At 66.5% G+C, this 24,787-nt stretch carries 26 protein-coding genes; 9 read left to right on the plus strand and 17 right to left on the minus strand.

Going from position 1 to position 24,787, the window contains the following annotated elements; all coding sequences use genetic code 11:
* The first annotated feature begins 12 nt into the window (after positions 1-12).
* Positions 13-1,155 (plus strand): aspartyl protease family protein, encoded by a 1,143-nt coding sequence (locus VF617_RS12285; protein ID WP_331015176.1) that lies wholly within the window; start codon positions 13-15, stop codon positions 1,153-1,155.
* Here VF617_RS12285 and rsmD read toward each other — a convergent pair.
* Positions 1,152-1,691, minus strand: coding sequence for a 16S rRNA (guanine(966)-N(2))-methyltransferase RsmD (rsmD, locus tag VF617_RS12290; protein WP_331015177.1), 540 nt, complete (start codon positions 1,689-1,691; stop codon positions 1,152-1,154). The two genes, VF617_RS12285 and rsmD, sit on opposite strands and share 4 nt — an antisense overlap.
* The gene (locus VF617_RS12295; RefSeq protein ID WP_331015178.1) at positions 1,688-2,989 is read right to left on the minus strand and encodes a pseudouridine synthase; all 1,302 of its coding nucleotides are present in this window, start codon (positions 2,987-2,989) and stop codon (positions 1,688-1,690) included. Before VF617_RS12295 ends, rsmD begins: the two co-directional genes overlap by 4 nt.
* A gap of 105 nt (positions 2,990-3,094) precedes the next feature.
* Here VF617_RS12295 and VF617_RS12300 point away from each other — a divergent pair, with 105 nt between their 5' ends.
* The 4 genes from VF617_RS12300 (at position 3,095) to VF617_RS12315 (ending at position 6,224) form a co-directional block, all read left to right on the plus strand.
* Positions 3,095-3,529 carry a response regulator gene (locus VF617_RS12300; protein ID WP_331015179.1) on the plus strand — a complete coding sequence of 145 codons (435 nt, stop codon included), beginning with the start codon at positions 3,095-3,097 and terminating at the stop codon, positions 3,527-3,529.
* A gap of 81 nt (positions 3,530-3,610) precedes the next feature.
* The gene (locus VF617_RS12305) at positions 3,611-4,978 is read left to right on the plus strand and encodes an AmpG family muropeptide MFS transporter (RefSeq protein WP_331015180.1); all 1,368 of its coding nucleotides are present in this window, start codon (positions 3,611-3,613) and stop codon (positions 4,976-4,978) included.
* Positions 4,978-5,730, plus strand: coding sequence for a tetratricopeptide repeat protein (locus VF617_RS12310; protein ID WP_331015181.1), 753 nt, complete (start codon positions 4,978-4,980; stop codon positions 5,728-5,730). The genes VF617_RS12305 and VF617_RS12310 overlap by 1 nt, the downstream gene beginning before the upstream one ends.
* Positions 5,727-6,224 (plus strand): DUF2939 domain-containing protein, encoded by a 498-nt coding sequence (locus VF617_RS12315; RefSeq protein ID WP_331015182.1) that lies wholly within the window; start codon positions 5,727-5,729, stop codon positions 6,222-6,224. Before VF617_RS12310 ends, VF617_RS12315 begins: the two co-directional genes overlap by 4 nt.
* A 17-nt stretch (positions 6,225-6,241) precedes the next feature.
* Here the strand turns inward: VF617_RS12315 and VF617_RS12320 are convergent, their stop codons facing one another.
* The 15 genes from VF617_RS12320 to purM all read right to left on the minus strand — a co-directional run bounded on the left by VF617_RS12320 (position 6,242) and on the right by purM (position 18,699).
* A complete protein-coding gene (locus tag VF617_RS12320; RefSeq protein ID WP_331015183.1) occupies positions 6,242-7,558 on the minus strand; it encodes a folylpolyglutamate synthase/dihydrofolate synthase family protein in 1,317 nt (438 codons plus the stop codon).
* A gap of 113 nt (positions 7,559-7,671) precedes the next feature.
* Positions 7,672-8,526, minus strand: coding sequence for an acetyl-CoA carboxylase, carboxyltransferase subunit beta (accD, locus tag VF617_RS12325; RefSeq protein ID WP_331015184.1), 855 nt, complete (start codon positions 8,524-8,526; stop codon positions 7,672-7,674).
* Positions 8,523-9,302 carry a tryptophan synthase subunit alpha gene (gene trpA / locus VF617_RS12330; RefSeq protein WP_331015185.1) on the minus strand — a complete coding sequence of 260 codons (780 nt, stop codon included), beginning with the start codon at positions 9,300-9,302 and terminating at the stop codon, positions 8,523-8,525. Before trpA ends, accD begins: the two co-directional genes overlap by 4 nt.
* Positions 9,299-9,682, minus strand: a complete 384-nt coding sequence (locus VF617_RS12335; RefSeq protein ID WP_331015186.1) for an endonuclease domain-containing protein — start codon at positions 9,680-9,682, stop codon at positions 9,299-9,301. Before VF617_RS12335 ends, trpA begins: the two co-directional genes overlap by 4 nt.
* Positions 9,683-9,735: 53 nt before the next feature.
* Positions 9,736-10,968, minus strand: a complete 1,233-nt coding sequence (gene trpB / locus VF617_RS12340; RefSeq protein ID WP_331015187.1) for a tryptophan synthase subunit beta — start codon at positions 10,966-10,968, stop codon at positions 9,736-9,738.
* Positions 10,965-11,594, minus strand: coding sequence for a phosphoribosylanthranilate isomerase (locus tag VF617_RS12345; RefSeq protein WP_331015188.1), 630 nt, complete (start codon positions 11,592-11,594; stop codon positions 10,965-10,967). Before VF617_RS12345 ends, trpB begins: the two co-directional genes overlap by 4 nt.
* Before the next feature lie 160 nt (positions 11,595-11,754).
* A complete protein-coding gene (locus VF617_RS12350) occupies positions 11,755-12,261 on the minus strand; it encodes a GNAT family N-acetyltransferase (RefSeq protein WP_331015189.1) in 507 nt (168 codons plus the stop codon).
* A gap of 4 nt (positions 12,262-12,265) precedes the next feature.
* Positions 12,266-12,940: an orotidine-5'-phosphate decarboxylase gene (pyrF, locus tag VF617_RS12355; RefSeq protein ID WP_331015190.1), complete on the minus strand. Its 675-nt coding sequence runs from the start codon at positions 12,938-12,940 to the stop codon at positions 12,266-12,268.
* Positions 12,937-13,269 (minus strand): LapA family protein, encoded by a 333-nt coding sequence (locus VF617_RS12360; RefSeq protein ID WP_331015191.1) that lies wholly within the window; start codon positions 13,267-13,269, stop codon positions 12,937-12,939. Before VF617_RS12360 ends, pyrF begins: the two co-directional genes overlap by 4 nt.
* 78 nt (positions 13,270-13,347) lie before the next feature.
* A complete protein-coding gene (locus VF617_RS12365) occupies positions 13,348-15,636 on the minus strand; it encodes a patatin-like protein (RefSeq protein ID WP_331015192.1) in 2,289 nt (762 codons plus the stop codon).
* A complete protein-coding gene (locus VF617_RS12370; RefSeq protein ID WP_331015193.1) occupies positions 15,636-16,331 on the minus strand; it encodes an endonuclease/exonuclease/phosphatase family protein in 696 nt (231 codons plus the stop codon). Before VF617_RS12370 ends, VF617_RS12365 begins: the two co-directional genes overlap by 1 nt.
* A gap of 43 nt (positions 16,332-16,374) precedes the next feature.
* Positions 16,375-16,611, minus strand: a complete 237-nt coding sequence (locus VF617_RS12375) for a hypothetical protein (protein ID WP_331015194.1) — start codon at positions 16,609-16,611, stop codon at positions 16,375-16,377.
* 81 nt (positions 16,612-16,692) lie between these two features.
* Positions 16,693-17,058, minus strand: a complete 366-nt coding sequence (locus VF617_RS12380; protein WP_331015195.1) for an MmcQ/YjbR family DNA-binding protein — start codon at positions 17,056-17,058, stop codon at positions 16,693-16,695.
* Positions 17,034-17,612, minus strand: a complete 579-nt coding sequence (purN, locus tag VF617_RS12385; RefSeq protein WP_331015196.1) for a phosphoribosylglycinamide formyltransferase — start codon at positions 17,610-17,612, stop codon at positions 17,034-17,036. The genes VF617_RS12380 and purN overlap by 25 nt, the downstream gene beginning before the upstream one ends.
* Positions 17,605-18,699 carry a phosphoribosylformylglycinamidine cyclo-ligase gene (purM, locus tag VF617_RS12390; protein WP_331015197.1) on the minus strand — a complete coding sequence of 365 codons (1,095 nt, stop codon included), beginning with the start codon at positions 18,697-18,699 and terminating at the stop codon, positions 17,605-17,607. Before purM ends, purN begins: the two co-directional genes overlap by 8 nt.
* 155 nt (positions 18,700-18,854) lie before the next feature.
* Here purM and VF617_RS12395 point away from each other — a divergent pair, with 155 nt between their 5' ends.
* The 4 genes from VF617_RS12395 to VF617_RS12410 all read left to right on the plus strand — a co-directional run bounded on the left by VF617_RS12395 (position 18,855) and on the right by VF617_RS12410 (position 24,686).
* Entirely contained in the window at positions 18,855-20,114 is a 1,260-nt protein-coding gene (locus VF617_RS12395) for a heavy-metal-associated domain-containing protein (protein ID WP_331015198.1), read from the plus strand.
* Between the two features lie 330 nt (positions 20,115-20,444).
* Positions 20,445-21,050: a chromosomal replication initiator DnaA gene (locus VF617_RS12400; RefSeq protein WP_331015199.1), complete on the plus strand. Its 606-nt coding sequence runs from the start codon at positions 20,445-20,447 to the stop codon at positions 21,048-21,050.
* A gap of 4 nt (positions 21,051-21,054) precedes the next feature.
* A complete protein-coding gene (locus VF617_RS12405) occupies positions 21,055-23,223 on the plus strand; it encodes an RNA degradosome polyphosphate kinase (RefSeq protein ID WP_414714039.1) in 2,169 nt (722 codons plus the stop codon).
* Entirely contained in the window at positions 23,220-24,686 is a 1,467-nt protein-coding gene (locus tag VF617_RS12410; protein WP_331015201.1) for a Ppx/GppA family phosphatase, read from the plus strand. The genes VF617_RS12405 and VF617_RS12410 overlap by 4 nt, the downstream gene beginning before the upstream one ends.
* The last annotated feature ends 101 nt before the right edge of the window (positions 24,687-24,787 follow it).

Here is a 24,787-nt window from a genome sequence, read left to right on the forward strand (position 1 = left end):
AGGGAGCAGATCATGCAATTGAGCAGGCGCGGGATTCTTGGCGGCGGGCTGGTGCTGGCGGCGGGCGCGCCGCTGCGGGCGCTGGGGGCCGAGGACAAGGTGTTCGTCAACCGCTTCGCGGTCGAGGACGGCCGCGTGTGGATGGCGGCGAAGATCGGCGGCAAGGGCCCTTTCTTCTTCGTCGTGGATACCGGCGGATACATGTCGATGATCGAAGACAGCTTCGCAAAATCGATGAACCTCCAGAAGATGCAGGGACGGCAAAGCATCGGGATCGGCGGGGTGAGCGACTATAGCTGGTACAATGCCGGCACGGTCACGCTGGCGAGCGGGATACGCTTTCCCGACATGCTGTTTGCCGGGATGCGCGAGAGGCCATCAAAGGATGCGGTGGGCACGTTCGGCGCCGGGTTGTTCACCAGCTATGACAGCGACCTGGACTTCACCAAAAGGGAGTGGCGCGCTTATCCCGGCGGGCGGCCCAATTTCGACGGGATGGAGCGGCTGAAGTCGCGGTTCACCGATCCGCGCGGCGGCGAGCGGATCATCGCGGATGCGACAGTGGACGGATATACCGGCGACTTCCTGCTCGACACCGGGGCTCCGGGAGAGTTGCTGCTTTTCGGACGGGCGACGTCCAAATCCGGGCTGTGGGACGCCAACCGGCCCTATGCGCCGCAATATGGCTCGGGGATCGGCAGGAACCGCGTGCCGGGGCGACTGGTTCGCGCCAAGCAGCTCAAGATCGGATCGTTCGTGTTCGAAAATCCGCTGGTGCGGCTGAGCGAGCCGGGCACGCCGAGCGGGCGCATGGACGGGATTATCGGCCTGAAAACGCTGGAACGGCTCAACCTTTCGACCCAGGCTTCGCGGAAAGTCGTGTGGGCGGCACGCAGCAATGCGCCGGTGCCGCGGGGTGGCTATCCGCTATCGGGGCTGTGGCTGGACGATGATGGCGGCCGCGTGACGATCGCCGATGTCGGCACCGGGAGCCCAGCCGCGGCGGCGGGGCTGAAGAAGGGCGATGTCGCGGTCGGCGCGCTCGGCCCGCTGATCGCGGCGACCAATGGGCCTCCCGGCAAGCAAGTGAAGCTGACGATCGAGCGCGGCGGCGTGCGGCAGGACGTGGGCTATACGCTGGCGCCCTGGTTTTAGGTCGAGCGAAGTAAGGTAATCCGCGCCTTGCCATGGACGCGACTGGCGTCCGCGGTGAAGCCGGCGACTTCGGGAATTTCATCCTTGGCGGTTTCGATGCTCACCCAGGTGGCCGGGCCGGTCCATCCCAGGCGGGCGAGCTTGTCGAGCGCCACGCTGCCGGCGCCGGTGCCGTAAGGCGGGTCCATCAGGATCAGATCGAGCGGCTTGGGCGCGTGGCCGAGCGTCATCACGGAGGCCGCGCGGACATCGGCGCCTTTGGCTCCGAGTTTGGCGATATTGCCCTTGAGCGCGTCCACCGCGGCCTTGTCATGCTCGACGAACAGGCATGAGGCCGCGCCGCGCGACAGCGCCTCCAGTCCGAGCGCTCCGGAGCCGGCGAACAGGTCTGCGACCGCGAGTTCCTCGAAGCTGCCGATGCGGCTGGCAAGCATCGAGAACAATGCCTCGCGGGTGCGATCGGCGGTCGGGCGGGTGACTTCGCCCTTGGGCGCGAGCAGCGGACGGCCGCGCCACTGGCCGGCGATGACCCTCATTTGCGCGTGCGCGGCGACCGCGCGGGCTTGCCGGGCTTGCCGGGGCGCGAAGGCTTGCCGCGCCCGCCCGAGGGCCCCTTGGTCGGGCGATCGACAATTGCGCCGGCGCGCGGCTCCAGCGTGTCGCGATGCGCGCGGGCGCGGGCCGCGCGGGCGGGCTTGGCGATCGCCTCGTCACGGGCGGGGCGCTCGCGGAGCTGCCGCTCAGGGGCGCGAGCTGGAGTGATGCGCGGCGTGAATCGGGCCTCCTTGCGATCGGCGCGGGCGGCGTCGCCCAGCGCCGGCGCGGCGCGGGCCGCACCGCGGCGGTGGCCGAAATCCTCGCGCACCGGTCGCTCCGGACGCGGAGGGATCTGGGCGGCAGCTCGCTGGGGAGCCTCGCGGACCGGCCGCACGGCATGGGCGGCGGCGGTGCGCGCGGCCGAGCGCTCGGGCTCACGACGCTGGACGCCGGGCCGGACGGGCTCCGGCTTGGGCACGGGCCGCGCCGCCGGAACGCGGGCGCGAACGGCGAACTGCAAGTTGGACGCCGCCTTGCCACCGCCGGGCTTGGAGAGGACAGTGCGGAAGGTGTTGAGGTCGCTCGCGCGGATCTCGTCGACATCGCCGGGGGGCAGATCGCCCAGCCAGAACGGGCCATAGCGCGTGCGGATCAGGCGGCTGACCTGGAGGCCGAGATGCTCGAGCACGCGGCGGACCTCGCGGTTCTTGCCCTCGGTCAGGGTCATCTCGATCCACATATTGGTGCCGGTGCGGCGCTCGATATTGGCGTTGATCGATCCGTAGCGCACGCCCTCGATCTCGACACCGAGCATAAGGTCTTCAAGTTGGGACTGGGCGACCTGGCCATATGCCCTGGCGCGATAGCTGCGCTCGACTCCGCTGGCGGGCAATTCGAGCTCGCGCTTGAGCTCGCCGTCGGTGGTGAGGAGCAACAGCCCCTCGGTGTTCAAATCGAGGCGCCCGACCGGCATGACGCGGGGGAGGCCGCTGGGCAGGCGATCGTAAATCGTCGGGCGGCCGGTAAAGTCGCGCTCCGCGGTGAGGAGCCCGGCGGGCTTGTGGTAGCGGAAAAGGCGCGCGGCCTCGGGCGCTTCGACGGGATTGCCATCCACGGTGACGCCCTCGAGCGACATGAGGACAGTGGCGGGAGTATCGAGGGCCTTGCCGTGCAGCGCCACGCGGCCGTCGGCGATCATGCGCTCGATTTCCCGGCGTGACGCGATTCCGGCGCGGGCCAGCAGCTTGGCGATTCGCTGGCCTTCGCGGCCGGGCTCATTGGGTTTGGATGGGGGCACGGCGGCGATATAGCGATTGTGCGCACGCCTGCAAAAATTATTGCGCCGGGATAACGTTTTGCGCGTTAAGGCCACGGCAAGGCCCAGTGGGTGAGAGCGTAACGAATGTTATTCGGTGGAAAGAAAAAGCGGCTGATCGAGCGGCTCCTCATTGTCGAGGACGAGCCGCTGGTGGCGTTCGACAACGAACATTTCCTGAGCACCGAGGGATTTGAAATCGTCGGCACAGTGGATTCGGTGGCCGGTGCGCTGCGCGTGCTGGACGAAGGCGAGGAAATCGACCTGCTGCTCGCCGACGTGAACCTGGCCGATGGCAGCGGCATCGAGGTGGCACAGCGCGCATATGAGCGCGGTATCCCGGTGTTGTTCGTAACGGGCAATTGTCCGAGCGAGGCCATGGCGCTGGCCGCGGGATGCCTGTCAAAACCCTATCCCCAACGCAACCTGCTGGCGGCGATCACCGCGATCGAAGCGGTGATCGAGGGCAAGAAGCCGAAGAAGCTGCCGGGCGGGTTCCGCCTGTTTTCGCAGGCGGCGTAACGAGTCCTATCCCGCAGCCTATCCCTCTGGCCTTCGCCGGATTTTGCGCTAGTTTCCGCAAAGGTCGAGGGGGCAATCGGAATGGCAAGCGGTACGATTCTGGGGGAGGGCACGCGGGGCGGCTTCGTCGCGACCATGGCTCCCTATTTCCGGGCGCGGCCGATCGCTGCATTGCTGCTAGGAATTTCAAGCGGATTCCCGCTCGCCTTGCTGCTTGGCACGATGACCTTCTGGCTCGCCAAGGTCGGCATCGAGAAGAAGACGATCGGTTTCGCCATCGGACTCACCACGCCCTATGCGCTCAAATTCCTGTGGGCGCCGTTTGTCGATCGGATCAAATTGCCCGTGCTGACCGGAATGTTCGGCCAGCGGCGCGCGTGGCTGTTTACGATCCAGGCGCTCTTGTTCGTGTCGGTCTGGATGCTGGGTGCCAGCCAGCCCGAATTACATCTCGGCGTATTCGCCTTTTGGGCGATCGCCACAGCGTTCTTGGGGGCGACGCAGGACATCGTCATCGATGCGTACCGGATCGAAATCCTTCCGGAAGACGAACTGGCACACGGCACTGCCAACAATCAGTTCGGCTACCGTCTAGGCGCGTTTATTGCGGGCGTCGGAACAATCGCGATCGCCTCGCCCGAGGGGTTCGATATGGGCTGGGCGATGGCATATGGCCTAACCGGCTTTTGCATCCTGCCAGGACTGCTCGCGGCGCTCTGGACGGGGCCGGGGCTGCACGACAAGGTATTGAGTTCCGCGCCGGCGCAAAAAGCTGGCGCGTGGCTGGAATCGACGCTGATCGGGCCGTTCCGCGAATTCCTCGTCCGCCGCGGTGCGGTCCTCATTCTGCTGTTCGTCGTCATCTACAAGCTTGGCGATGCGATGGGTCAGGCGATGCTAAACCCGATGATCGTCGAACTTGGATTCAGCGACACCGAATTCATCGCGATCAATAAGGTGATCGGCTTTTGGGGCCTGATCGTCGGCACCGCGCTCTCCGCTCCGCTGATGGCGTGGCTGGGCATGGGGCGGGCGTTGTTCGTTTCCGGCGCGCTGATGATGGTGAGCAATCTGACCTTCGCGATCCTCGCGACGCAGGGTCATTCGAACCTCTGGCTCACCATCGCGGTGGCGACCGAGCAGGTGACCAGCGGCATGGGGCTCACGGTTTTCGTGACCTATCTATCGGGGCTTTCGAGCCTGGCTTACACTGCGACGCAGTTCGCCTTGCTTTCGTCGCTGGCGGGCGTCGGGCGGACCTGGCTTGCGGCGCCTGCGGGCTATTTCGCGGAAGAACTGGGCTGGGCTGGTTTCTGGCTGATGACCACCGTGGTGGCCCTTCCGGGAATGATCCTGTTGTGGATTCTGTGGCAAAAGGGTTTCGTGGTCGAAAGCGTACGTAAGGCGCGCGCTGGAGCCGAAACCGAAGGCGCAGCGAAACCGATCTGATGCCCTATGTCGCAGTCATCGGCCTGCAGGTGCTGTGCATCGTCCACCTGATGCGGAACGGGCGCAATCCTATCTGGCTGTCGGCGCTGATCTTCCTGCCCGTGGTGAGCGCGCTTGCCTATTTCTTCGTCGAGATATTGCCTGGGCTGGGAAGCAATCGCCACGTGCGGACCGCGCGCAACAATGTCGTGGCGCTGATCGATCCAGAGCGCGAATTGCGCGCCGCGAAGGATAGCCTCGACCTTGCGGACACCGCTGCCAACCGGCTGCGCGCGGCGGATGCGCTGGCGGCGCTCGGGCGGCATGAGGAGGCAGTGCCGCTGTACCGGGAGAGCATCCGGATGACCGTGGGCGAGCCCGATCTGCGCACCCAGGGCAAGCTGGCCACATCGCTTTATGAGACCGGGCAGGGCGCCGAGACGCTCGCGCTGCTCGATGTGATCCCAGAGCCGATGGGGCAGAGCGAAAAGGACCGCCAGGCGCTGTTGCGCGCAAAGACGCTGGAGCATCTGGGGCGCAATGCCGAGGCGCTGGCGCTGTATGAGGACGTTGTGACGCGGATCCCCGGCGAGGAGGCGCGCTGCCGTTATGCGGCGCTGCTGCTCGCCGAGGGCTGGGAGCGCCGGGCAGTCAAGGTGCTGGAGGAAGTGGAGAGCCGGATGAAGCGGCTCGATCGCCAGCAGCGCGCCGCCGATGCCGACATGTATCGCTGGGCGACCGACACACTGGCTCGCCTGCGGGCGTCGGCATGAAGCGTGTCCTGGTCGCCCTGCTGCTGATCGCCGCGGTGGCGGCGGGCGGCTGGTATTGGGCCTCGCCCTGGTGGGCGCTGCAATCGATGAAGGATGCCGCCGAGGCGCGCGACGTGACGGCACTTTCGCGGCATGTCGATTATCCCGCGGTGCGCGCCAGCCTCAAGCGGCAGCTGCGTGCTCGGATGGAAAGCGGAGAGCGCGATGACGGCGTGCTCGGAGCGCTCGTAGCCGGCGGGATCGCCGAGCGGTTGGTGGATATCGCCGTGACGCCCGAGGGCATGCGCGTGATCTTTGCCGCGGCGCCGCTGGCGGGGGAACCGGAGCCCGGCCGGGTAGGGCTCAAGGCGAGCGACATGCTTGTGCGCCGCGACAGTATCGACCGCTTCAGCATGATCCGCCGTGACGGCAAGCCGGGCACGCTGGTCTTCCGCCTGCGCGGGGCGAGGTGGATGCTGACCGAGATCGAACTGCCGCCGCAGGGATTGCAATAGGCGCGTGCGTTTCGGACTCAGTCCGGGAGCTCGCCATTCGCCTCAAGCACCGTTCCCGCGAGATAGAGAGAGCCGAGGATCAGTACGACGGGAGCCTCTCCGCTCCGCGCGATATCGCTGAGCGCGGACGACACATCGGCGGCGGGCGCGGCACGAGGGATGCCGAGTTCGCGGGCTATTTGAGCGAGGATAGCGGGCGCGTGATGCTCGTGGCCGGGGACTGGGACGGCCCGGAGGCTTCGCGCGAGGGGGGCAAAGGGAGCGAGGAGGCCATGTGCGTCCTTGTTGGCCAGCATGCCCAGGACTAGGTGCACGGGCCGGGCCTCGGCCACTTCAGCCAGCGTGGCGCTGACGGCTTCGGCGGCGGCGGGATTATGTCCGCCATCGAGCCATAGGGTGCTCCCTGGCGGCAGGAGATCGAGTAGCGGGCCAGGCGAGAGGGGCTGCATCCGCGCGGGCCAGCGGGCGCTGGTCGCCGCGGCCTTGAGAGCAGCGAGGGGGACGTGGATCGCTTGTTGGTGCCGAAGCATCGCGATGGCGAGCGCGAGGTTCTGGAGCTGGTGCGGCCCGGCAAGCGCGGGCAGCGATGTCATCAGCGCGCCCTTCTCGTCGCGATACTGAAGCCGTCCGTGCGCTTCTCCCCAAAACCAGCGGCGGAATGCCGGGTAGATCGGCGCGCCTGCCGTTTCGGCCTTGTCGGCGATCAGTTGGGCGATCCCGTCAGGATAATCGGAGGTGATCAAGGGCGCGCCGGGCTTGGCGATGCCGGCCTTTTCGGCGGCGATCGCCTCGGCAGTGTCGCCGAGAAAGCTCTGATGATCGATCCCGAGCTGGGCGATGCCGGTGACGGCGGGGCGGGGGATCACGTTGGTGGCGTCGAGCCGCCCGCCCAGGCCGACCTCCACGATGCAAGCATCGGCGGGGGTGCGGGCGAAGGCGAGGAAGGCGGCGGCCGTGGTGACTTCGAAGAAACTCGCTCCGATATCGCCCCCCGCATCCAGCACTTCCTCCAGCAAAGGCGCCAGTTCGGCATCCTCGATCAGCTTGCCGGCAAGGCGGATGCGCTCGTTGAAGCGAACGAGATGGGGACTCGTGTAGACGTGCGCGGTGAGGCCCGCCGCTTCGATCGCGGCGCGCAGGAAGGCGCAGGTGGAGCCTTTCCCGTTGGTGCCGGCTACATGGAAGACCGGGGGCAGGCGGAGATGTGGATCCCCGACGCGAGCCAGCAGCGCGGTGATGCGTCCGAGGCCGAGGATGTCGGCGCCGGGGGAGAGGAGGGTCAGGCGGTCTAGCTGGTGCTGGACTGCGGGATCGGTGGAGGTGGCGTGGTCCACTTACTCCCTCTCCCCATCAGGGGAGAGGGCTGGGGAGAGGGGCAGTCGAAGAGCGTGCCGTTCAGGCCCCTCTCCCCGACCCTCTCCCCACAAGCGGGGAGAGGGAGAGCAAATCACGCCGCCGCCTTTTCCTCGCACAACAGCCCGATCAGCTTGCCCAGCGTCTCGCGCAGATCCTTGCGGTGAGTGACCATGTCGATCAGGCCGTGTTGGAGATAATATTCCGAAGTCTGGAAATCGTCGGGCAGCTTTTCGCGGATCGTGTTCTCGATCACGCGGCGGCCGGTGAAGGCGAGGGTGGCGCGGGGCTCGGCGATCTGAACGTCGCCGAGCATGGCATAGGCGGCCATGACGCCGCCCGAAGTCGGATCGGTCAGCACGACGATATAGGGCAGGCCGGCATCGTGGAGCATTTCGATCGCCACGGTGGTGCGCGGCATCTGCATCAGCGACAATATGCCCTCCTGCATGCGCGCGCCGCCGCTGGCGGTGAACACTATATAGGGCGCCCGCGCTGCGATCGCGGCCTCCACGCCGTGGATGAACGCCTCGCCCACCGCCTGGCCCATCGATCCGCCCATGAAGGCGAAATCCTGGACGCCGATCACGGCCTTGCGACCGAGGATCCTGCCGCTCGCGTTTATGAAGGCATCTGGCTCGCCAGTGGCGATGCGGGCGGCCTTGATGCGGGCGGCATAGGGCTTGGTGTCGCGGAACTTGAGCGGGTCTTCGGTGACCCTGGGACTGGTCAGGACGGTATGGCTGGCTTCATCGAACAAATATTTGAAGCGGAGCGTCGGCCCGATGCGATCGTGGTGATCGCATTGCGTGCAGACATGCTGGTTCTCCTCCAGTTCCTTTAGGAATACCATCGTCCCGCAGCCCTTGCACTTATGCCAGAGATTGTCGGGCGTATCCTTCTTCGGCGCGAAGGACAGGACGTTTCGGACGCGGCTGATCCAGCTCATTGCTCTTCCTTGCGTGCGGCGTGAATCGCCGTCGAGAGGGATCGGATATAGGCGCGGACGTGCTCGGGCGCATCAGCGCCGTGCTGCCCGACCAGTTCGACGATCGCGGAGCCGACGACGACGCCATCCGCGACACGGGCGATGGCGGCAGCCTGTTCGGGCGTGCGGACGCCGAAACCGACCGCGACCGGGAGCGTGGTGGAAGCCTTGAGGCGCTTTACCGCTTCGGCGATGGATGACTGAGCGGCCTGTTGTAGCCCGGTGATGCCGGCGACCGAGACATAATAGAGGAAACCGCTGGCGCCGTGGAGGACCGCGGGGAGGCGGGCGGCATCGGTGGTTGGGGTGGCGAGGCGGATCACGTCGATGCCGTTCTCGGTGAACTCGGCGAGCGTATCAGCTTCCTCGGCGGGGACATCGACGCAGATCATGCCGTCCACGCCCGCCGCTGCCGCCTTCGCGGCGAAGCCGGGGCAGGTCATGGTGTTGGCATAGCCCATCAGCACCAGCGGCGTATCGGCATGGCGCTCGCGGAAAGCGGCGGCGATGGCGAGCACATCGGCGGTGCGGGTGCCCTTGGCGAGGCTGCGCAGGTTTGCGGCCTGGATCGCGGGGCCGTCGGCCATCGGATCGGTGAACGGCATGCCGAGCTCGACCACATCCGCGCCGCCCGCGACGAGCGCGTCGAGGATCGCCGCGGTGTCGCCGTCACCGGCGGTCACGAAGGTGACGAGTGCGGCGCGGTTGGCGGGGAATGCGGAGGCGAGGCGGGTCAAAATGCCCTCTCCCCTTCAGGGGAGAGGGTTGGGAGAGGGGGAGTGCGGATAGTGTGCTCCAACTCCATCAGCACTCCATCGAAATTCGTCATCACCTCGCTGTTTGTGAAGCGAATTACCCGATACCCTTGATTTTCCAGGTAGCGTGTACGCCTGTGGTCATATTCCCCCCGGTCTGCGTGGGTGTCTCCGTCCACCTCGACAACCAGCATCGGCGACCGTGCGGCGAAGTCGACAATATAAGGACCGACGACCTTCTGCCGCCGAAACTTCACGTCCGCAAATCGCCTAGCCTTGAGCGCGAGCCATATTCGGACCTCTGCGTCTGTGGCCTCTTTCCGCATCGCTTTTGCGCGACCGATGAGCAACTGGTCACGCATGCCCCTCTCCCAACCCTCTCCCCTGAAGGGGAGAGGGCTTTTAGATTTCGTTCTCACAGCTCGAACCCCAAAGCCTCGGCGACCGTGAAGATGTCCTTGTCGCCGCGCCCCGAGACATTGACGACGATCAATCGATCCTGATTCATTTCCCGTGCTTTGGTTTCCAATGCTGCCAGCGCGTGTGAAGATTCGAGCGCCGGGATGATTCCCTCTAGCGAACAGCAGAGCTGGAATGCTTCCAGCGCCTGCGCATCAGTGACCGGCTCGTAGGCGACGCGGCCGCTTTCGTGCAGCCAGCTATGCTCGGGGCCGATGCCCGGATAGTCCAAGCCTGCCGAGATCGAATGCGCCTCGGTGATCTGGCCGTCTTCGTCCTGGAGCAGATAGGTGCGGTTGCCGTGGAGTATGCCGGGCTTGCCGCCGTTGAGGCTCGCGGCGTGCTTGTCGGTGTCCACGCCGTGGCCCGCGGCCTCGATGCCGAGCATCGCGACGTCGGGATCGTCCAGGAACGGATGGAACATGCCGATCGCATTCGATCCCCCGCCCACCGCGGCGATGAGCAGATCGGGGAGGCGGCCTTCGCGTTCCAGGATCTGAGCGCGCGTCTCGGTGCCGATCACGCTCTGGAAATCGCGCACGAGCTCGGGATAGGGGTGTGGGCCTGCCGCGGTGCCGATGATGTAGAAGGTGTCGTGGACGTTGGCGACCCAATCGCGCAGCGCTTCGTTCATCGCGTCCTTGAGCGTCTGTGCGCCGCTGGTGACAGGCGTCACTTCCGCGCCGAGCAGCTTCATGCGGAAGACGTTGGGCTTCTGCCGCTCGACATCCTTGGCGCCCATGAAGATCATGCAGGGCAGGCCGAATCTTGCGGCAACCGTGGCGGTGGCGACGCCGTGTTGGCCCGCGCCGGTCTCGGCGATGATCCGCGTCTTGCCCATCCGCCTGGCGAGCAGGATCTGGCCGATGCAATTGTTGATCTTGTGCGCGCCGGTGTGGTTCAGCTCTTCGCGCTTGAAATAGATTTTTGCGCCTTTGCCCGGAGAAGCGCTCGCACGGTAATGCTCGGTCAGCCGCTCGGCATAATAAAGCGGGCTGGGGCGGCCGACATAATGCTGCATCAGGTCGTCGAACTCCGCCTGGAAGGCGGGATCGGCCCGGGCGGCGCGATATTCGCGCTCGAGATCGAGAACCAGCGGCATCAGCGTCTCGGCGACGAAACGCCCGCCGAACTGGCCGAAATGCCCCCGCTCGTCAGGCTGGGCGCGATAGGAATTGGGTGCGTTCATAAGGAGCGGACCGCCTTAAGGAAGCTGGCGATCTTGTCCACATCCTTGACGCCGGGCGCGGTTTCGACGCCGGAGGAGACATCGACCAGGCTGGCCCCAGTGATGCGCGCGGCATCGGCGATGCTTGCGGAGTCCAGGCCGCCTGAGAGCGCCCAGGGGAGCGGGTGGCGGAATCCCTGGAGCAGCTTCCAGTCGAAACGCATGCCCATGCCGCCGGGCAGGGCGCCGCGTGGGGTCTTCGCGTCATAGAGGATGCGGTCGGCGGCACCGATATGGTTGGCATAAGCGAGGTCGGCGCCTTGCTTGATCGGAATCACGGCCCAGATTTCGCGGCCCGTGCGCGCGGCGATATCCGCGCGGCGCTGTGCGCTGGTCTCATGAAGCTGCAGCGCGTCGATTCCGGCGGAAATCGCGGCATCGACCAGAGCGTCGTCGGGATCGACAAACACGCCTACTTTGCGAACATGCCCCGGCGCGCGGGCGGCCAGCGCCCGCGCCTGGTCGGCACTCAAATTGCGCGGGGAGGGCGGGAAGAACACGAACCCGACATGGCTGGCCCCGCCGGCGACGGCGGCGTCGAGCGTCTCGGGCGTCGAAAGGCCGCAGATCTTGGCGGTGACGGGCAATGTCTGACTTTCTCCCCTCCCTGCAAGGGAGGCCGGGGGTGGGTTGCGAGCATAGCGAGCGCTCCAACGGCCCGCCACATTCGAAAGGTCGAGGCATCGAGCCTCGCCTTCCGAACCCCACCCCTAACCCCTCCCTTGCAGGGAGGGGAAGGCGGAAAGGTTAGAGCAGCGGCTTGACCAGCACCGCCATGAACAAAGGCGGATCGAGCGGGATCGGGAAATCGCGGCTCTCACCCGAGGGCAGATAGCCGCGGCGGCGATACCAGGCGATCAACTCCTCGCGCCTGTCGATGACGGTCATCTCCATGCGTTTCGCCTCGAATACCTCGCGCGCCAGCCGCTCGGCGGCGTCGAGGAGCCGCCTGCCGATGCCGCCGGCCTGGAGCGCGGGATCGACCGAGAGCAGGCCCAGATACGCCGTGCCCTTGCCCTTGTCGCTGAGCTGGACGCAGCCGATCACGGCACCGTCGCGCTCGGCAACGAGCAGGCGCTGGCTCGGGTCCTCGACGATGGCGGTCAGCGCGGGGAGATCGGTGCGCGCGCCCTCGCTGATCAAATCCGCTTCATGCGTCCACCCGGCCCGCGCCGATTCGCCGCGATACGCCCGCTCGATCAGCCGGTGCAGGCGCGGCAAATCGTCCAGGGCGGCAACGCGGATTTGGGGCATCGGGCTACAGCGTCGCCTCGATCTCGCGCGCGGCCATGTCCGGGTCGCTCGCCTGAGTGATCGGGCGACCGACCACCAGGATCGATGCGCCGGCATCCAGCGCGGCGCGCGGGGTTACGACGCGCTTCTGATCGCCGGCCTCTCCGTTGGCGGGGCGGACGCCGGGAACGACGAAGAAGCCGTGCGGCCAGATGCGTTTTGCCGCGGCGACTTCGCTGCCCGAGCAGACGATGCCATCGACGCCCGCGGACTTGGCGAGTTCGGTCAGGCGCATCACCTGATCGTGGGGATCGGCGGCCAGGCCGATGGAGGTCAGATCGTCCGAATCCAGGCTCGTCAGCATCGTGACCGCCACAATCCTGGTGCCGGTGGGCGCGGCGGCCTTGGCGTCTTCGAGCATCGCGCGGCCGCCGGCGGCGTGGACGGTGATGATCGCCGGCTCCAGCGGCCGCAGGGCCTGCACCGCCTTGCCGACAGTGTTGGGGATGTCGTGGAATTTCAGGTCGAGGAAGATCGGTAGGCCGATTTCGGCCATTTCGTGGACGCCCGCGCGCCCGTTCGCCATGAAGAACTCCAGGCCCAGCTTGATGCCCCCGACATGATGGTGGACCTTGCGGGCAATGGTCTTGGCGCGATCGAGATCGGGGGTGTCGATCGCGACATAGATCGGAGAACTCACGGCTGGGGCTCGGCGATCAGCGGCGGGGCGGGGCTGGCCTCGACGATCGCGACGGGTTCTACCGGAGACGCGCTGACGGTGCGCATGTCGGCCAGCGCGCGCTCCAGCCCTTCGAGCCGCTGGCGCATCCGCCAGCGCAGGGCGTGATAGGCGAGCAAGGCGGGGACAAGGCCGGCGAGGAAGGTAAGGATCAACAGCAGCGGCAGGCTGAAATCGGCGATCAGGCCGCTCCAGAGCTGGATGCTGACCCGTACATCGCCATTATAGATCACGAACCCCGCGATGAGCCCGCCCAGCAGCAACCAGAACAGCACCTTCAGAAACCGCATTCGCCCTCACCTCCGGAGCGAGTCTAGGGCGAAGCAGAAGGCTTGCCAATGCTCCCTGTCCCGACGGGAGGGGGACGATCAGCCGATCTCGGCGCGCAGCTCATCGAACAGGCGAGGGATCGCCTTCAGCCGGGGCTGTTCCTCGTCCAGGATGGCATGGAACGCAGCGCGCTTGATCTCGGCGATCCGCTCGGCCGTGGGGCGCGATTCCTCCAGCAGCGTCGAGACGACGATATCGATCAGGCGGTCGGCGCCGTGGAGGCGGCCCCAGAGATAATCATTCTCTCGGTAGGCGCGGCTGAAAAAGGCGCCAAAGGCATTGAACTGGATGCCTTTGAGCGTGGCCGCGGCGCCTCCGCCGCGGATCGAGCAGGCATCGTCGGGCGCAATGCGATCGACGCGGATGGGATCGAACTCGTCCACGCCCTCGCCCTGGAGCAGCGGCACCGTGGCGACATCGAAAAAGGGGAACCCCAGATGCGCGAGAAGCATCGGGCGGCGCAGATCCCTCGACAAGGCGGAGAATCCGGCCGAAAGGCGCGCGTCGGTCTCGGCATCGAGCGCCTTCAATTTCATGCGCTTGCCAATCAGCTCGAGGATCGGCCCCGCATCGCCCGTCACTTCGCGCGACAATTCGCGCAGATCCGAAAAGGTATCGGCGCGCTTCAGCTCGAGATACGCGGCGAGCGAATCGTAGATCGCCTCTCGCATCGGCTGGAGCTCCGCGTGGTTGCTTGGCCAGTCGATGTCGGTGAGCCGGCGCGCCAGGAGACGGAGGCGGCGGATGCGGAAACCGAGATCATGGGTGCGCAGGAATTCGAGCGCCTGGGGGCTGGCTCCACTGGACTGGGTGGCGCCGAAGCGATCCGCACCCTGCGCCCGGACCGCATGCGCCACCGCCACGCGGAGCTGGCGCAGGCGGTCGGGCTCGTGGCGATCGCCGATCGCGTAAATCAGCCGCGAAAGGCGATCGATCGCGCCATCGACCTTGAGCAGGCCATAAGCCGTGTGGCTATAGCCCGCCTTCGCCGCCGCGGCGACCTGGGCGCGCCGGCGCCATGCGGCGAGGCGCTTGGGCGTCGGGTAATCGAGCCAAAGCGTGTAGCCGAACAGCGCCTCGACTTCGGTTTCCACTTCGGCGCGGATCGCGGCGACGATCGCCAGCATCCGCTCGATCTTGTCTGAACGCTGGGCAATGGCTTCCAGATTGTCGCGGATCGGCTGCTCGCGCGGCAATTCCGAAAGCGCGCCGATGATTGTCTGGAAGAAGCCGGGCTTGTCGCTTTGCGCGCCGTAAAACTCGAAGCGCGCGTTTGGAAAGGGATCAATGAAGACGAAGCGGCGATCCACCTGGCGGCGCGCGGGCCGCTCACGCAATGCTTCCATCGCGGGGCGGAACGGCGCGTTGGCGAGCACCGAACCATCGATCAGCACGGCTTTCTCAGCCCGGTTGGCGGCCCATTGCTGGGGCAGGACGCATTCGAGAAACGTGTCTCGGCCCGCCCATTCGAGGCCGCGTTCGGCGAGCAGCTCGTCCATTTCGGCAACCGTGAAGGGCGGGAACGCACCGGGGAAGCTGGATGTGGCGCGCGCGGCGAAGGCGAGGCCGATCTTGTCCGCGAATTCCTCGGCCCGATTGCCGTGATCGGTGAAGGGCACGACAAGGCGATGCTCGGTCTCCATCACTTCGGGCGGGGAATTGAGGCGCAGGGCCTCTGGGTGGCCACGAAAATCGGTGACGGTAACGAACAGGTCCAGCGGCTGCCCGGGGGGCAGGAGCCGCTTGTCGTGCGGGCCGCTGGCCATCGCATCGAGCGCGTCGATCAGCGTGCCGAGCAGCCGCTTGCCGCCGAAGGGAGGCTCGAACCAGCGCGAGCTTACGAACTTTTCTAGCTTGAGCCGAACCTCGTCGCGAGCGGGCGCCTCCACCGTCTCGTCGATGGTTTTGCTGCGATTGGCGAAGAACCAGGCAATGGGAGTGGCCCAGACCTTGGCGAAGCGGTGCAACGGGCCTCGGCGCGGCTCCAGCAAAGCCTCGACGTCGGCATGCTCCATCCACAGATCGGTTAGCGGATCGAGCGACTGGCCGGTGGCGATCGCCTGGGCCAGGAACACCGCGTTGATTCCCCCAGCGCTGGCGCCAGAAAGGACATCGACGATCACCAGCAGGTTGATCCCCGCGGTTTCCTTTATCTCCGCCAGAAGCTCGCGGTAGATGCTCGGCGGCCCTTCGCCGTCGCGCTCGGCGGCGCTGGCGCGGGCCAAGCGCCAGATTTCCTTGGTTATGCCGTGCATGTAGACCGCGAGGCTGATGCCCCCGTAGCAGACGAGAGCGAGGCGGAGTTCCTTGTCGCGGACCTCCGACATCAAGCGGGCCGTACCGTAGCCCAGACCGGCAAATGATCCGAAGCGGTGCGCGAGGCAGGGCTGTCGTGCACTCCGGCCTCGGTGAACTCCAGGTCGCGCGAGGCCATGATGCGATCGAGCCGGGCGATCGGCTTGCGCGCATGAAAGCTCTTGCCCGTCTCCGCGAACTCAAAATGCGCAGCGAAATCGCGCAGGCACCCGCCACTGGCGCTCCACTCGTTGAGGTCGCCCATCAGCACCGTAGGATATTGCCTCGTGCTCGCGGCCAGATGCGCGATGATCGCATGCGCCTGGCGCCGCCGCCAAAGCCCCGACAGGTCCAAATGCATGCCGACCACGCGGATCACCTGGCCGCGCACCCGCACATCCGCCACCACCGCGCCGCGCGGCTCCAGCGTAGGCAGATGGATGGCTTCGCAATCAAGCACTTGCGCGTCGGCGCGGATCAGCAGGGCATTGCCGTGCCACCCCATCGAGCGCTGGCGAATGCCCAGCGGGATCGCCTTCCATGCGCCGTGATGGCCGAGAAGATGGTCGCTGAGCACGGCGGTGCGTTCACCGAAGCGGCGGTCCGCTTCCTGCAGGGCGATCACATCGGCGTCGATCTCGCCCAGCACGGCGAGTGTCCGCTCGGGGCGGCGGCGCCGATCGGTGCCGATCGACTTGCGCATGTTGTAGCTGGCGACCTTGATCATCGCGGCCCCTTATCGGGGGGCGAACCCGCTGCGGGCAAGGGGTTTAGCCGGCCGTCGAGCCTGCAAGCTGTGCGGATGCCTCTTCGGCGGCGGAGATAAGTGCCCTCCCCGTGGCATCGGCCGCCTCCGCTGTCATCGTGACGGCCACGCCATCCGGGCCATCCAGCATCACGATGCCTACCTCGGCAGTGGCGATCCCACTTTTGTCCTCGGGTTCGTTCTGCGGGGATTCCTGCATGTCCATGTCCTGTTGCTCGCCGCGACCCACGCCTTTCCACATTGAAAGCGCTACGCAACGTGGAATCCAAACAAAGCAGCGCTGCAAAATATCCGGGAAAAACGCAGGATTCGAGCTGGTGGGTCAGCGTCCGCCGGCTTCGAGCAGGCGGCGCGGGGCCGCGAGTTCCCAGCTGCGCGCCATGCGATCACCGACATGGTCCCAGTCGGTTTCATCCGCCAAGGCGAGCCCAACCCATTCGGCGCGGAAATAGGCGACGCGCGAGTAATCGTCCGGCGCGGCCTCGATCAGCATGCGCGCTTCTTCCGCATCCGCCGTCTTGACCGCGACGATTGTGCGGCCGTCGCCGTGATGATCGTGGCGGAACTGCGCGAACATCTTGCCCGCGACGAAGAAGGTGGCCTGGCCGTGGCTCACGCGCTCTTCGGTTTCGGGAAGCGCGAGGGCGATTTCGCGGACGCACTCTAACGGGGAAGTTGCTTCAGCCATTCGCTTATTACCCTGGGATAGAGGCGATGTTCCTCCGTGAGCACGCGCGCGGCCAGCGTCTCGGCGGTGTCGCGCGCTTCGATCCCGACCCGGGCCTGGCCCAGTGTCTCGCCGCCATCGAGTTCCTCGGTGACGATATGGACCGTGCACCCCGCTTCCATGTCCCCCATCGCGAGCGCGCGGGCGTGGGTGTCGAGGCCCTTATATTTCGGAAGGAGGGACGGGTGGATATTGACGATCCGCCCGCGCCAGCGCGCGACGAAATCGTCCGAGAGGAGACGCATGTAACCCGCGAGCGCGATGGCTTCGACGCCGGTTGCGCGCAGGGCGGAGTCGATCGCTGCTTCGTATTGGGGCTTGGGGATGCCCTTTGGCGAACGCGCGAAGGTCTTGACGTCTTGCGCTCGGGCCCATTCGAGGCCGGGGGCCTCGGGCTTGTCGCTGGCGACCAAGGCTATTTCATACGGGCAGTCGGAGGCTCGCGATGCTTCCACCAGAGCCGCCATGTTCGAGCCGCGGCCCGATATCAGAATGCCGAGCTTGCGCTTAGCCATTATGCGTAGCGGACCAGCGCCGGCGGGCGCTCCAGATCTCAACCGCACCGGACACGGTACAGCCGCGCTCTCCCCGTTCGACGGTGCCAATCGCGAACACCGTCTCGCCGGCTGCTTCCAGCTCCGTCGTGATCGCTTCGGCCTCATCGGGCGAAACCGCCGCGACCATCCCGATCCCGCAATTGAAGGTCCGCGCCATCTCCTCGGGCTCGATATTACCCTGCGCCTGGAGGAAAGCCATCAGGCGCGGCAATTCCCAGGCGTGGGCATGGATGCGGGCATGGCACCCTTTGGGCAGCACGCGCGGCACATTTTCGAGCAGCCCGCCGCCGGTGATGTGCGCGAGGCCGTGAATTGCGGATTTGCGGAGCAGCGGGAGCAGGCTCTTCACATAGATGCGAGTGGGCGCCATCAGCGCATCGATCAGGATGCGTTCCTGATCGAACACCGCCGGGCGGTCCATCTTCCAGCCCTTGTCCGCGGCAAGCCGGCGGACGAGCGAGAAGCCGTTGGAATGGATTCCGGTCGAGGCGAGGCCGAGCAGCACGTCGCCGGGACGGATCGCGCTGCCGTCGAGCAGTTGCGAGCGCTCGACAGCGCCGACGCAGAAGCCGGCGAGATCGTAATCGCCCGCGGCATACATTCCCGGCATCTCGGCGGTCTCGCCGCCGATCAGCGCGCAGCCGGCCTGGCGGCACCCCTCCGCGATGCTGGCGATCACGCGCTCGGCCACCGCGGGGTCCAGCTTTCCGCTGGCATAATAATCGAGGAAGAAGAGCGGTTCGGCGCCCTGGACGATCAGATCGTTGACGCACATCGCGACCAGATCCACGCCGACTCCGTCATGCGCGTCATGGTCGATGGCAAGCTTGAGCTTGGTGCCGACACCGTCATTGGCGGCGACGAGCAGCGGATCCGCGAAGCCCGCGGCCTTCAGGTCGAAAAGCCCGCCGAACCCGCCCAGATCGGCATCCGCACCGGGGCGGCGCGTGGATTTCGCCAAGGGTCCGATGGCGCGCACCAAGGCATTGCCCGCCGCGATGGAGACGCCTGCCTGGGCGTAGGTATAGCCTTCGGGTTCGCTCATACGCGGAGCGCTTAGCGCCGAATCCACAAGCCGTCATCCAGCGAAAGCCGGGATCTCAGGCCGCATTCGAATTTCCCCGCACGAGACCTCCGGCTTTCGCCGGGGCGACGAAAGGCTTGGATTTCCACGCCCGCTTCGCCAAAAGGGCCGCGACCATGGCGCTTTCCCGTATTTCCCTGAACATCGGCATAGCCTCCGCACTTGCATTGGCAGGTGTTGGCGGGGTGCTGGCCCAGGGAAAAAGCGGCGGCAGCGCGGTGCCAATCGATCCCTCCGGCAGCTTCGAGATATCGGGCGTGGCGGTGGACGTGCGCGGCAAGGACGCGAATTCGGCGCGCATGGGCGGCTGGCGATTGGCGCAGCGCAAGGGCTGGGAGATGCTGGCCCAGCGGCTGACCGGGAAGAGCTCCAGCCTTTCGGATTCGGCGCTGGATTCGCTCGTCACGGCAGTGGTCGTCGAGCGCGAACAGATCGGACCCACCCGCTATATCGCGCGGCTCGGCGTGCTATTCGATCGGCAGAAGGCGGGCGCCGTCCTGGGCGTGTCGACCGCGCTGAGCCGATCCGCGCCGATGTTGCTGGTGCCGCTCGAATTCTCCGGCGGGGCAGGGATCGTCTTCGAGCGAGAGACGGCCTGGGCGCGGGCATGGACGCGGTTCCGCAGCGGCGGCAGCACGATCGACTATGTCCGCGTGCGGGGCACCGGACCCGATTCGCTCCTCATCAACGCGGGACAGACGCTGCGGCGCGGGCGCAATTGGTGGCGCAGCGTGCTGGATCAATATGGGGCAGCGGACGTGCTGGTCGCCGAAGTGCAACTGCGCCGCGAATATCCCGGCGGGCCGATCGTGGGCGTGTTCGCCGCCAATCACGGGCCGGACCGCCGGCCGATCGCCGCCTTCGCGCTGCGCGTGGACAATGGCGATTCGCTCGATGCGCTGCTCGACGCGGGCATCTTGCGGATCGACAAGGCGTTCCAGGCCGCGCTTTCCACCGGCGAGCTGGCGACCGACCGCATGCTGGCGACACGCCCGCCCGTGCCGAAGGTCGAGGAAGAAGAGCCGGCCGACGAAGAGACACCCACGGCGACCCCGACAGCGACTGTAGAGACCGGCACCAGCTTCACCGTCCAAGTGGAAACGCCGAACGTGAACGCGCTCAACGCATCCGAATCGGCGGTGCGCGGAGTCCCCGGAGTGCGCGGGGCGACGACCACCAGCCTGGCGCTGGGCGGCATTTCGGTGATGCGGGTGACCTATGACGGCCCGATCGGGAGTCTCCGCGCCGCGCTGGAGGCACGCGGCTGGCAAGTGCAGGAAGGCGGCGGCGTGCTGCGCATTCGCCGGCCCCAAGGGAGCCAAGCGCCCGCGCCGGGGCCGCAACCCTCGCCTTCGCCGGCAGCGCCGACGGACTAAGGGTCTGTACTCACTACCGGCAACGGCCGTGACGGAGCGCATTTTGGCGCTGGGCAAGAAATGAGGAGGGAGTGATGTGGTGCCATCGGGACCGACGAATGACGCCGCCCAGCGCCAAAAATGGGCAGGTGAAACTGCCCCCGGCAGTTTCAGCCATGTCCGGGGGACGTGGCGACCTGCCCATCCCGCCGCTTCGCGGTCGCCTTGTGAAGCCCGCTGGACTGTGTTGGATCGCTTGCGCGTAGCGCCGCTACGCGACTGCGCGACCCGCCTTGCCAGCAGGCTTCACAAGGCAATCACGGGCGCTGCCGGTAGTGAGTACAGACCCTCATGAGCCAGCTACGCCTGCCGCTCGGCATGCCAGAGGCGCGCGAGACGGAATTCCTGGTGGGCGGATCGAACGTTCGCGCGGTCCAGCAGCTCGAACGCTGGGCCACCTGGCCGGTGATGGCGGCGCTGCTCACGGGCCCGCGCAAATCAGGCCGCAGCCTGCTGGCGCGGATATTCGCGGCGAAGAGCGGCGGCACGATCCTCGACGACGCGGACAGGGCGAAGGAGGCCGATGTCTTCCATGCCTGGAACCGGGCACAGGCCGATCGGCGGCCGCTGCTGATCGTCGCCGAAGCGGCGCCCCCGGAATGGGCGGTCAAGCTGCCCGACCTTCGCTCACGCCTGGCCGCTTCGCCGCTTCTACAGATAGGCCCGCCTGACGATGCGCTGATGCCGCAATTGCTGGAGCGGGCATTCGAGCGGCACTTGCTGCACGCCAAGCCCGAGGTGATCGCGTGGATCGCAACGCGGATCGAGCGCAGCCACATTGCGATCCTGCGTGTTGCGGATGCGCTGGAGAGCGCCGGCGTCCAGCGCTTGTCTATACCCACGGCGCGCGCAACACTGGCCGACGCTTGTCTCTTAACTGTAACGGACGACATCTAGGCCCATGGCGAGAACAGCGAGAAAGCGCGCCGTGGAACAGGCCACCAGTCCGCCGATCGCGGGCGACCGGTATTTCAATCGCGAGATGAGCTGGCTGGCGTTCAATCGCCGCGTGATGGAGGAAGCGTGCAACCCCGCGCATCCCTTGCTCGAACGGCTGCGCTTCCTCTCGATCTCGGGCTCCAACTTCGACGAATTCTTCATGGTCCGCGTGGCCGGGCTGATGGGGCAGCAGGTCCAGAAGGTGGAAGTGCGCTCGTCCGATGGGCTGACTCCTGGCCAGCAGCTTGAAGCGATCGTCGAAGAAGCGGGCGACCTGGCGGACAGCCAGCAGCTGGTGTGGAACGACATCCGGGCCGACCTGGCGGAGACGGGGATCACCGTGCTCGAACCCAACGAGATCGGGGCGGATACCGAGGAATGGCTCCAGCAGCACTTCGGCGAGCAGATATTTCCGATCCTGACGCCCCAGGCGCTGGACCCGGCGCATCCCTTCCCGTTCATTCCCAACCAGGGATCGAGCGTGATCTTCGACCTGGTCCGGAAATCCGATCGCGAACCGATCCGCGAACTCGTGTTGCTGCCCACCACCATGCCACGCTTCGTGCGGCTGCCGGGGCAGCCGGCGCGCTATGTGGCGGTGGAGACCGTGCTCAAGCGCTTCTCGCACTTGCTGTTCCCCGGATATGAAGTGCTGCGATCGGCGACGTTCCGCGTGCTGCGCGACAGCGACCTGGAAATCGAGGAAGAGGCGGAGGATCTGGTGCTCACCTTCCGCACCGCGATCAAGCGGCGACGGCGCGGGCGGGTGATCCGGCTGGAGATGGAAGAATCGATCGATCCGGCGCTGGAGGCCGTGCTGCTCGAGGAACTGGGAGGCAGCGAGGCGCTGCTGACGGAGACCGGGGGCTTCCTGGGCGTCGGCGACCTGGCGATGCTGGTCGAGGAAGACCGGCCCGACCTGAAATTCTCGCCTTTCACGCCGCGCTTTCCCGAGCGCATCCGCGAATATGGCGGCGATTGCTTCGCCGCGATCCGCGCGAAGGACATCGTCGTCCACCACCCGTACGAATCGTTCGACGTGGTGATCGCCTATCTCAACCAGGCGGCGGCAGACCCGGATGTGGTGGCGATCAAGCAGACGCTGTATCGCGCAGGCAAGCAATCGGCGGTGATCACCGCGCTGATCGCCGCGGCGGAGGCGGGCAAATCGGTGACCGCCGTGGTGGAGCTGAAGGCCCGCTTCGACGAAGAGCAGAACCTCTATTGGGCGACGGCGCTGGAGCGCGCAGGCGTGCAGGTGGTGTATGGGTTCATTGAAATGAAGACCCACGCCAAGGTCTCGATGGTGGTGCGCCGCGAGGGCGGGCAGTTTCGCACCTACTGCCATTTCGGCACGGGCAATTATCACCCAGTCACCGCGCGGATTTATACCGATCTGAGCTTCTTTACCGCCGATCCGCGGCTGGGGCGCGACGCGGCCAAGATATTCAATTACGTCACCGGCTATGTCGAACCGGAGGGGCTTGAGCTGGTAACCATCAGCCCGCGCGACCTGCGCAAGGAAATGGTCTCGCTGATCGAAAGCGAGATCGAGCATGTGCGCAAGGGGCGGCCGGGCGCTGTCTGGGCCAAGATGAACGCGCTTGTGGATCCGGCGGTGATCGAAAAGCTGTATGAGGCGAGCGATGCGGGGGTGGAGATCGACCTGATCATCCGAGGCGTCTGTTGCCTGCGGCCCGGAGTGCCGGGGCTTTCGGAAAATATCCGCGTCAAATCGATCGTCGGGCGCTTCCTGGAGCACAGCCGGATCTGGGCTTTCGGCGCGGGCAAGGGGCTGCCGGGGGCGGATGCGCGGGTGTTCGTATCGTCGGCGGACTGGATGCCGCGCAATTTCGACCGCCGGGTGGAGTTCATGCTGCCGATCCTCAACCGCACAGTCCACGATCAGGTGATGGATCAGGTGATGATGGCCAACCTGCTGGACACCGAGCAGAGTTGGATGCTGCGAAGCGACGGCAGCTACGCGCGGGCGGATGCCGGCGAGGAGCCCTTCAATCTGCATCGCTATTTCATGACGAACCCTTCGCTTTCGGGGCGGGGCGCGGCGCTTGAGAGCCGCAAGCCGGTGCCCAAGCTCTCGCTCAAGCGGCGCAAGAAGAAATCGGGTTGAGCACGCCCGCTTCCCCCCGCGTCGCGATCATCGATATCGGCTCAAACTCGGTCCGCCTGGTGGTCTATCAGGGCCCGGCGCGGCTGCCGGCGATCCTGTTCAACGAGAAGGTGATGGCCGGGCTCGGCAAGGGACTGGCCGATACCGGCGCGATCGACTCGGGAAGCCTGGCCATGGCGCGCGGGGCGCTGGCGCGTTTCGCGCGGCTGGCCCGTGAGATGAAGGTGGATGAACTGCGCACGGTGGCGACGGCGGCGGTGCGCGACGCTTCCAATGGGGGTGAGCTGGTCAAGGCCGCCGAAAAGCTGGGGCTCAAGGTCGAAGTGCTTTCGGGCGAGGAAGAGGCGACCGCATCGGGCATGGGCGTTCTCTCGGGCATTCCCGATGCCGATGGTATCGTCGGCGATCTCGGCGGGGGTTCGCTCGAACTGGTCCGCGTGGTCGCGGGCACGGTGACCGACCGCATTTCCTTTCCCCTCGGCGTGCTGCGCCTGAGCGCGATCCGGGAAGGGGGGGAGGGCGCGCTGGACCGCAAGGTCGCCAAGCTGATGCGCGAAGCCGGCTGGAACGGGCGGGGCAAGGGAATGCCTTTTTACCTGGTGGGCGGATCGTGGCGCTCGCTGGCGCGGCTGGACATGCACCTGAGCCAGTTTCCGCTTCCGATCGCGCACCAATATCGGATCGAGCTGGATCGCATCACCGCGCTGCGCGAGATGCTGCGCGATATCTCGAAGGGCGAGCTGAAGCTGATCCCGAACCTTTCCAGCGCGCGGCTGCCGACGCTGGAGAATGCGACCGCCCTGCTGATCGCTGTGACCGCGCATCTGGGCAGCAGCGAGACGATCGCGTCGGCTTATGGCCTGCGCGAGGGCCTTTTATATGCGCGCCTCACGCCCGAGCAGCGCCGTGAGGATCCACTGATCGCGGCAGTGCGCGACGAGGGCCGGCGGATGGGGCGCTTCGCTGAGCATGGCGACGTGCTCGATGCATGGATCGCGCCGCTGTTCGAGCGGGATCCGCCTGAAATGGCGCGGTTGCGCCGCGCGGCGTGCCTCCTCGCCGATGTCGGCTGGCACGCCAATCCGGAATTCCGCGCCGAACGCGGCATGGAAGTGGGCCTGCACGGCAGCTGGGTCGGGATCGACGCGGCAGGCCGCGCGCTTCTCGCGCAGGCGCTCCACACCGCGCTGGGTGGCGAGCTGGGCACGCCCGAGCCGCTGGGGCGGCTGGCGGGCCCCGATGCGCTGCACAATGCGCGGTTATGGGGGCTGGCCATCCGGCTGGGCCAGAGGTTCAGCGGAGGCGTCGCCGGGCCGCTCAAGCGATCCACCCTGGCGCTCGATGACGAAAGGCTGACATTGAAGCTTAAAAAGGCCGACGCCGCGCTTTATGGCGAGACTGCGGAGAAGCGGCACAAGGCGCTGGCTTCGGCCCTTGGCGTCAAGGCGTCGCTGGAAGCGTGATCCATTCCCCTCCCTTCCAGGGCGGGGCTAGGGGGGGGTGGTGTGCTCGCGATATGGCGCCGCTTGCTAAACCCTCACCGTATCTCCAGGACGTGGGGGGG

The organism is Sphingomonas sp. (assembly GCF_036388215.1).
Classification (GTDB): domain Bacteria; phylum Pseudomonadota; class Alphaproteobacteria; order Sphingomonadales; family Sphingomonadaceae; genus Sphingomonas.

Coding starts and splice junctions, on each gene's coding strand:
- VF617_RS12365 (WP_331015192.1), bottom strand. CDS start 15,636: ATGTCGGAGGTCCGCGACAAGGAACTCCGCCTCGCTCTCGTCTGCTAC.
- accD (WP_331015184.1), bottom strand. CDS start 8,526: ATGAGCTGGATCAGCCGCGTCCGAAACGTCCTGTCCTTCGCGCCGAAG.
- VF617_RS12350 (WP_331015189.1), bottom strand. CDS start 12,261: ATGCCCCAAATCCGCGTTGCCGCCCTGGACGATTTGCCGCGCCTGCAC.
- VF617_RS12335 (WP_331015186.1), bottom strand. CDS start 9,682: ATGCGTGACCAGTTGCTCATCGGTCGCGCAAAAGCGATGCGGAAAGAG.
- purN (WP_331015196.1), bottom strand. CDS start 17,612: ATGGCTAAGCGCAAGCTCGGCATTCTGATATCGGGCCGCGGCTCGAAC.
- VF617_RS12360 (WP_331015191.1), bottom strand. CDS start 13,269: ATGCGGTTTCTGAAGGTGCTGTTCTGGTTGCTGCTGGGCGGGCTCATC.
- VF617_RS12405 (WP_414714039.1), top strand. CDS start 21,055: ATGGCGAGAACAGCGAGAAAGCGCGCCGTGGAACAGGCCACCAGTCCG.
- VF617_RS12370 (WP_331015193.1), bottom strand. CDS start 16,331: ATGATCAAGGTCGCCAGCTACAACATGCGCAAGTCGATCGGCACCGAT.
- VF617_RS12380 (WP_331015195.1), bottom strand. CDS start 17,058: ATGGCTGAAGCAACTTCCCCGTTAGAGTGCGTCCGCGAAATCGCCCTC.
- purM (WP_331015197.1), bottom strand. CDS start 18,699: ATGAGCGAACCCGAAGGCTATACCTACGCCCAGGCAGGCGTCTCCATC.
- VF617_RS12375 (WP_331015194.1), bottom strand. CDS start 16,611: ATGTGGAAAGGCGTGGGTCGCGGCGAGCAACAGGACATGGACATGCAG.
- rsmD (WP_331015177.1), bottom strand. CDS start 1,691: ATGAGGGTCATCGCCGGCCAGTGGCGCGGCCGTCCGCTGCTCGCGCCC.
- VF617_RS12315 (WP_331015182.1), top strand. CDS start 5,727: ATGAAGCGTGTCCTGGTCGCCCTGCTGCTGATCGCCGCGGTGGCGGCG.
- VF617_RS12300 (WP_331015179.1), top strand. CDS start 3,095: ATGTTATTCGGTGGAAAGAAAAAGCGGCTGATCGAGCGGCTCCTCATT.
- VF617_RS12285 (WP_331015176.1), top strand. CDS start 13: ATGCAATTGAGCAGGCGCGGGATTCTTGGCGGCGGGCTGGTGCTGGCG.
- VF617_RS12305 (WP_331015180.1), top strand. CDS start 3,611: ATGGCAAGCGGTACGATTCTGGGGGAGGGCACGCGGGGCGGCTTCGTC.
- VF617_RS12395 (WP_331015198.1), top strand. CDS start 18,855: ATGGCGCTTTCCCGTATTTCCCTGAACATCGGCATAGCCTCCGCACTT.
- VF617_RS12310 (WP_331015181.1), top strand. CDS start 4,978: ATGCCCTATGTCGCAGTCATCGGCCTGCAGGTGCTGTGCATCGTCCAC.
- trpB (WP_331015187.1), bottom strand. CDS start 10,968: ATGAACGCACCCAATTCCTATCGCGCCCAGCCTGACGAGCGGGGGCAT.
- VF617_RS12400 (WP_331015199.1), top strand. CDS start 20,445: ATGAGCCAGCTACGCCTGCCGCTCGGCATGCCAGAGGCGCGCGAGACG.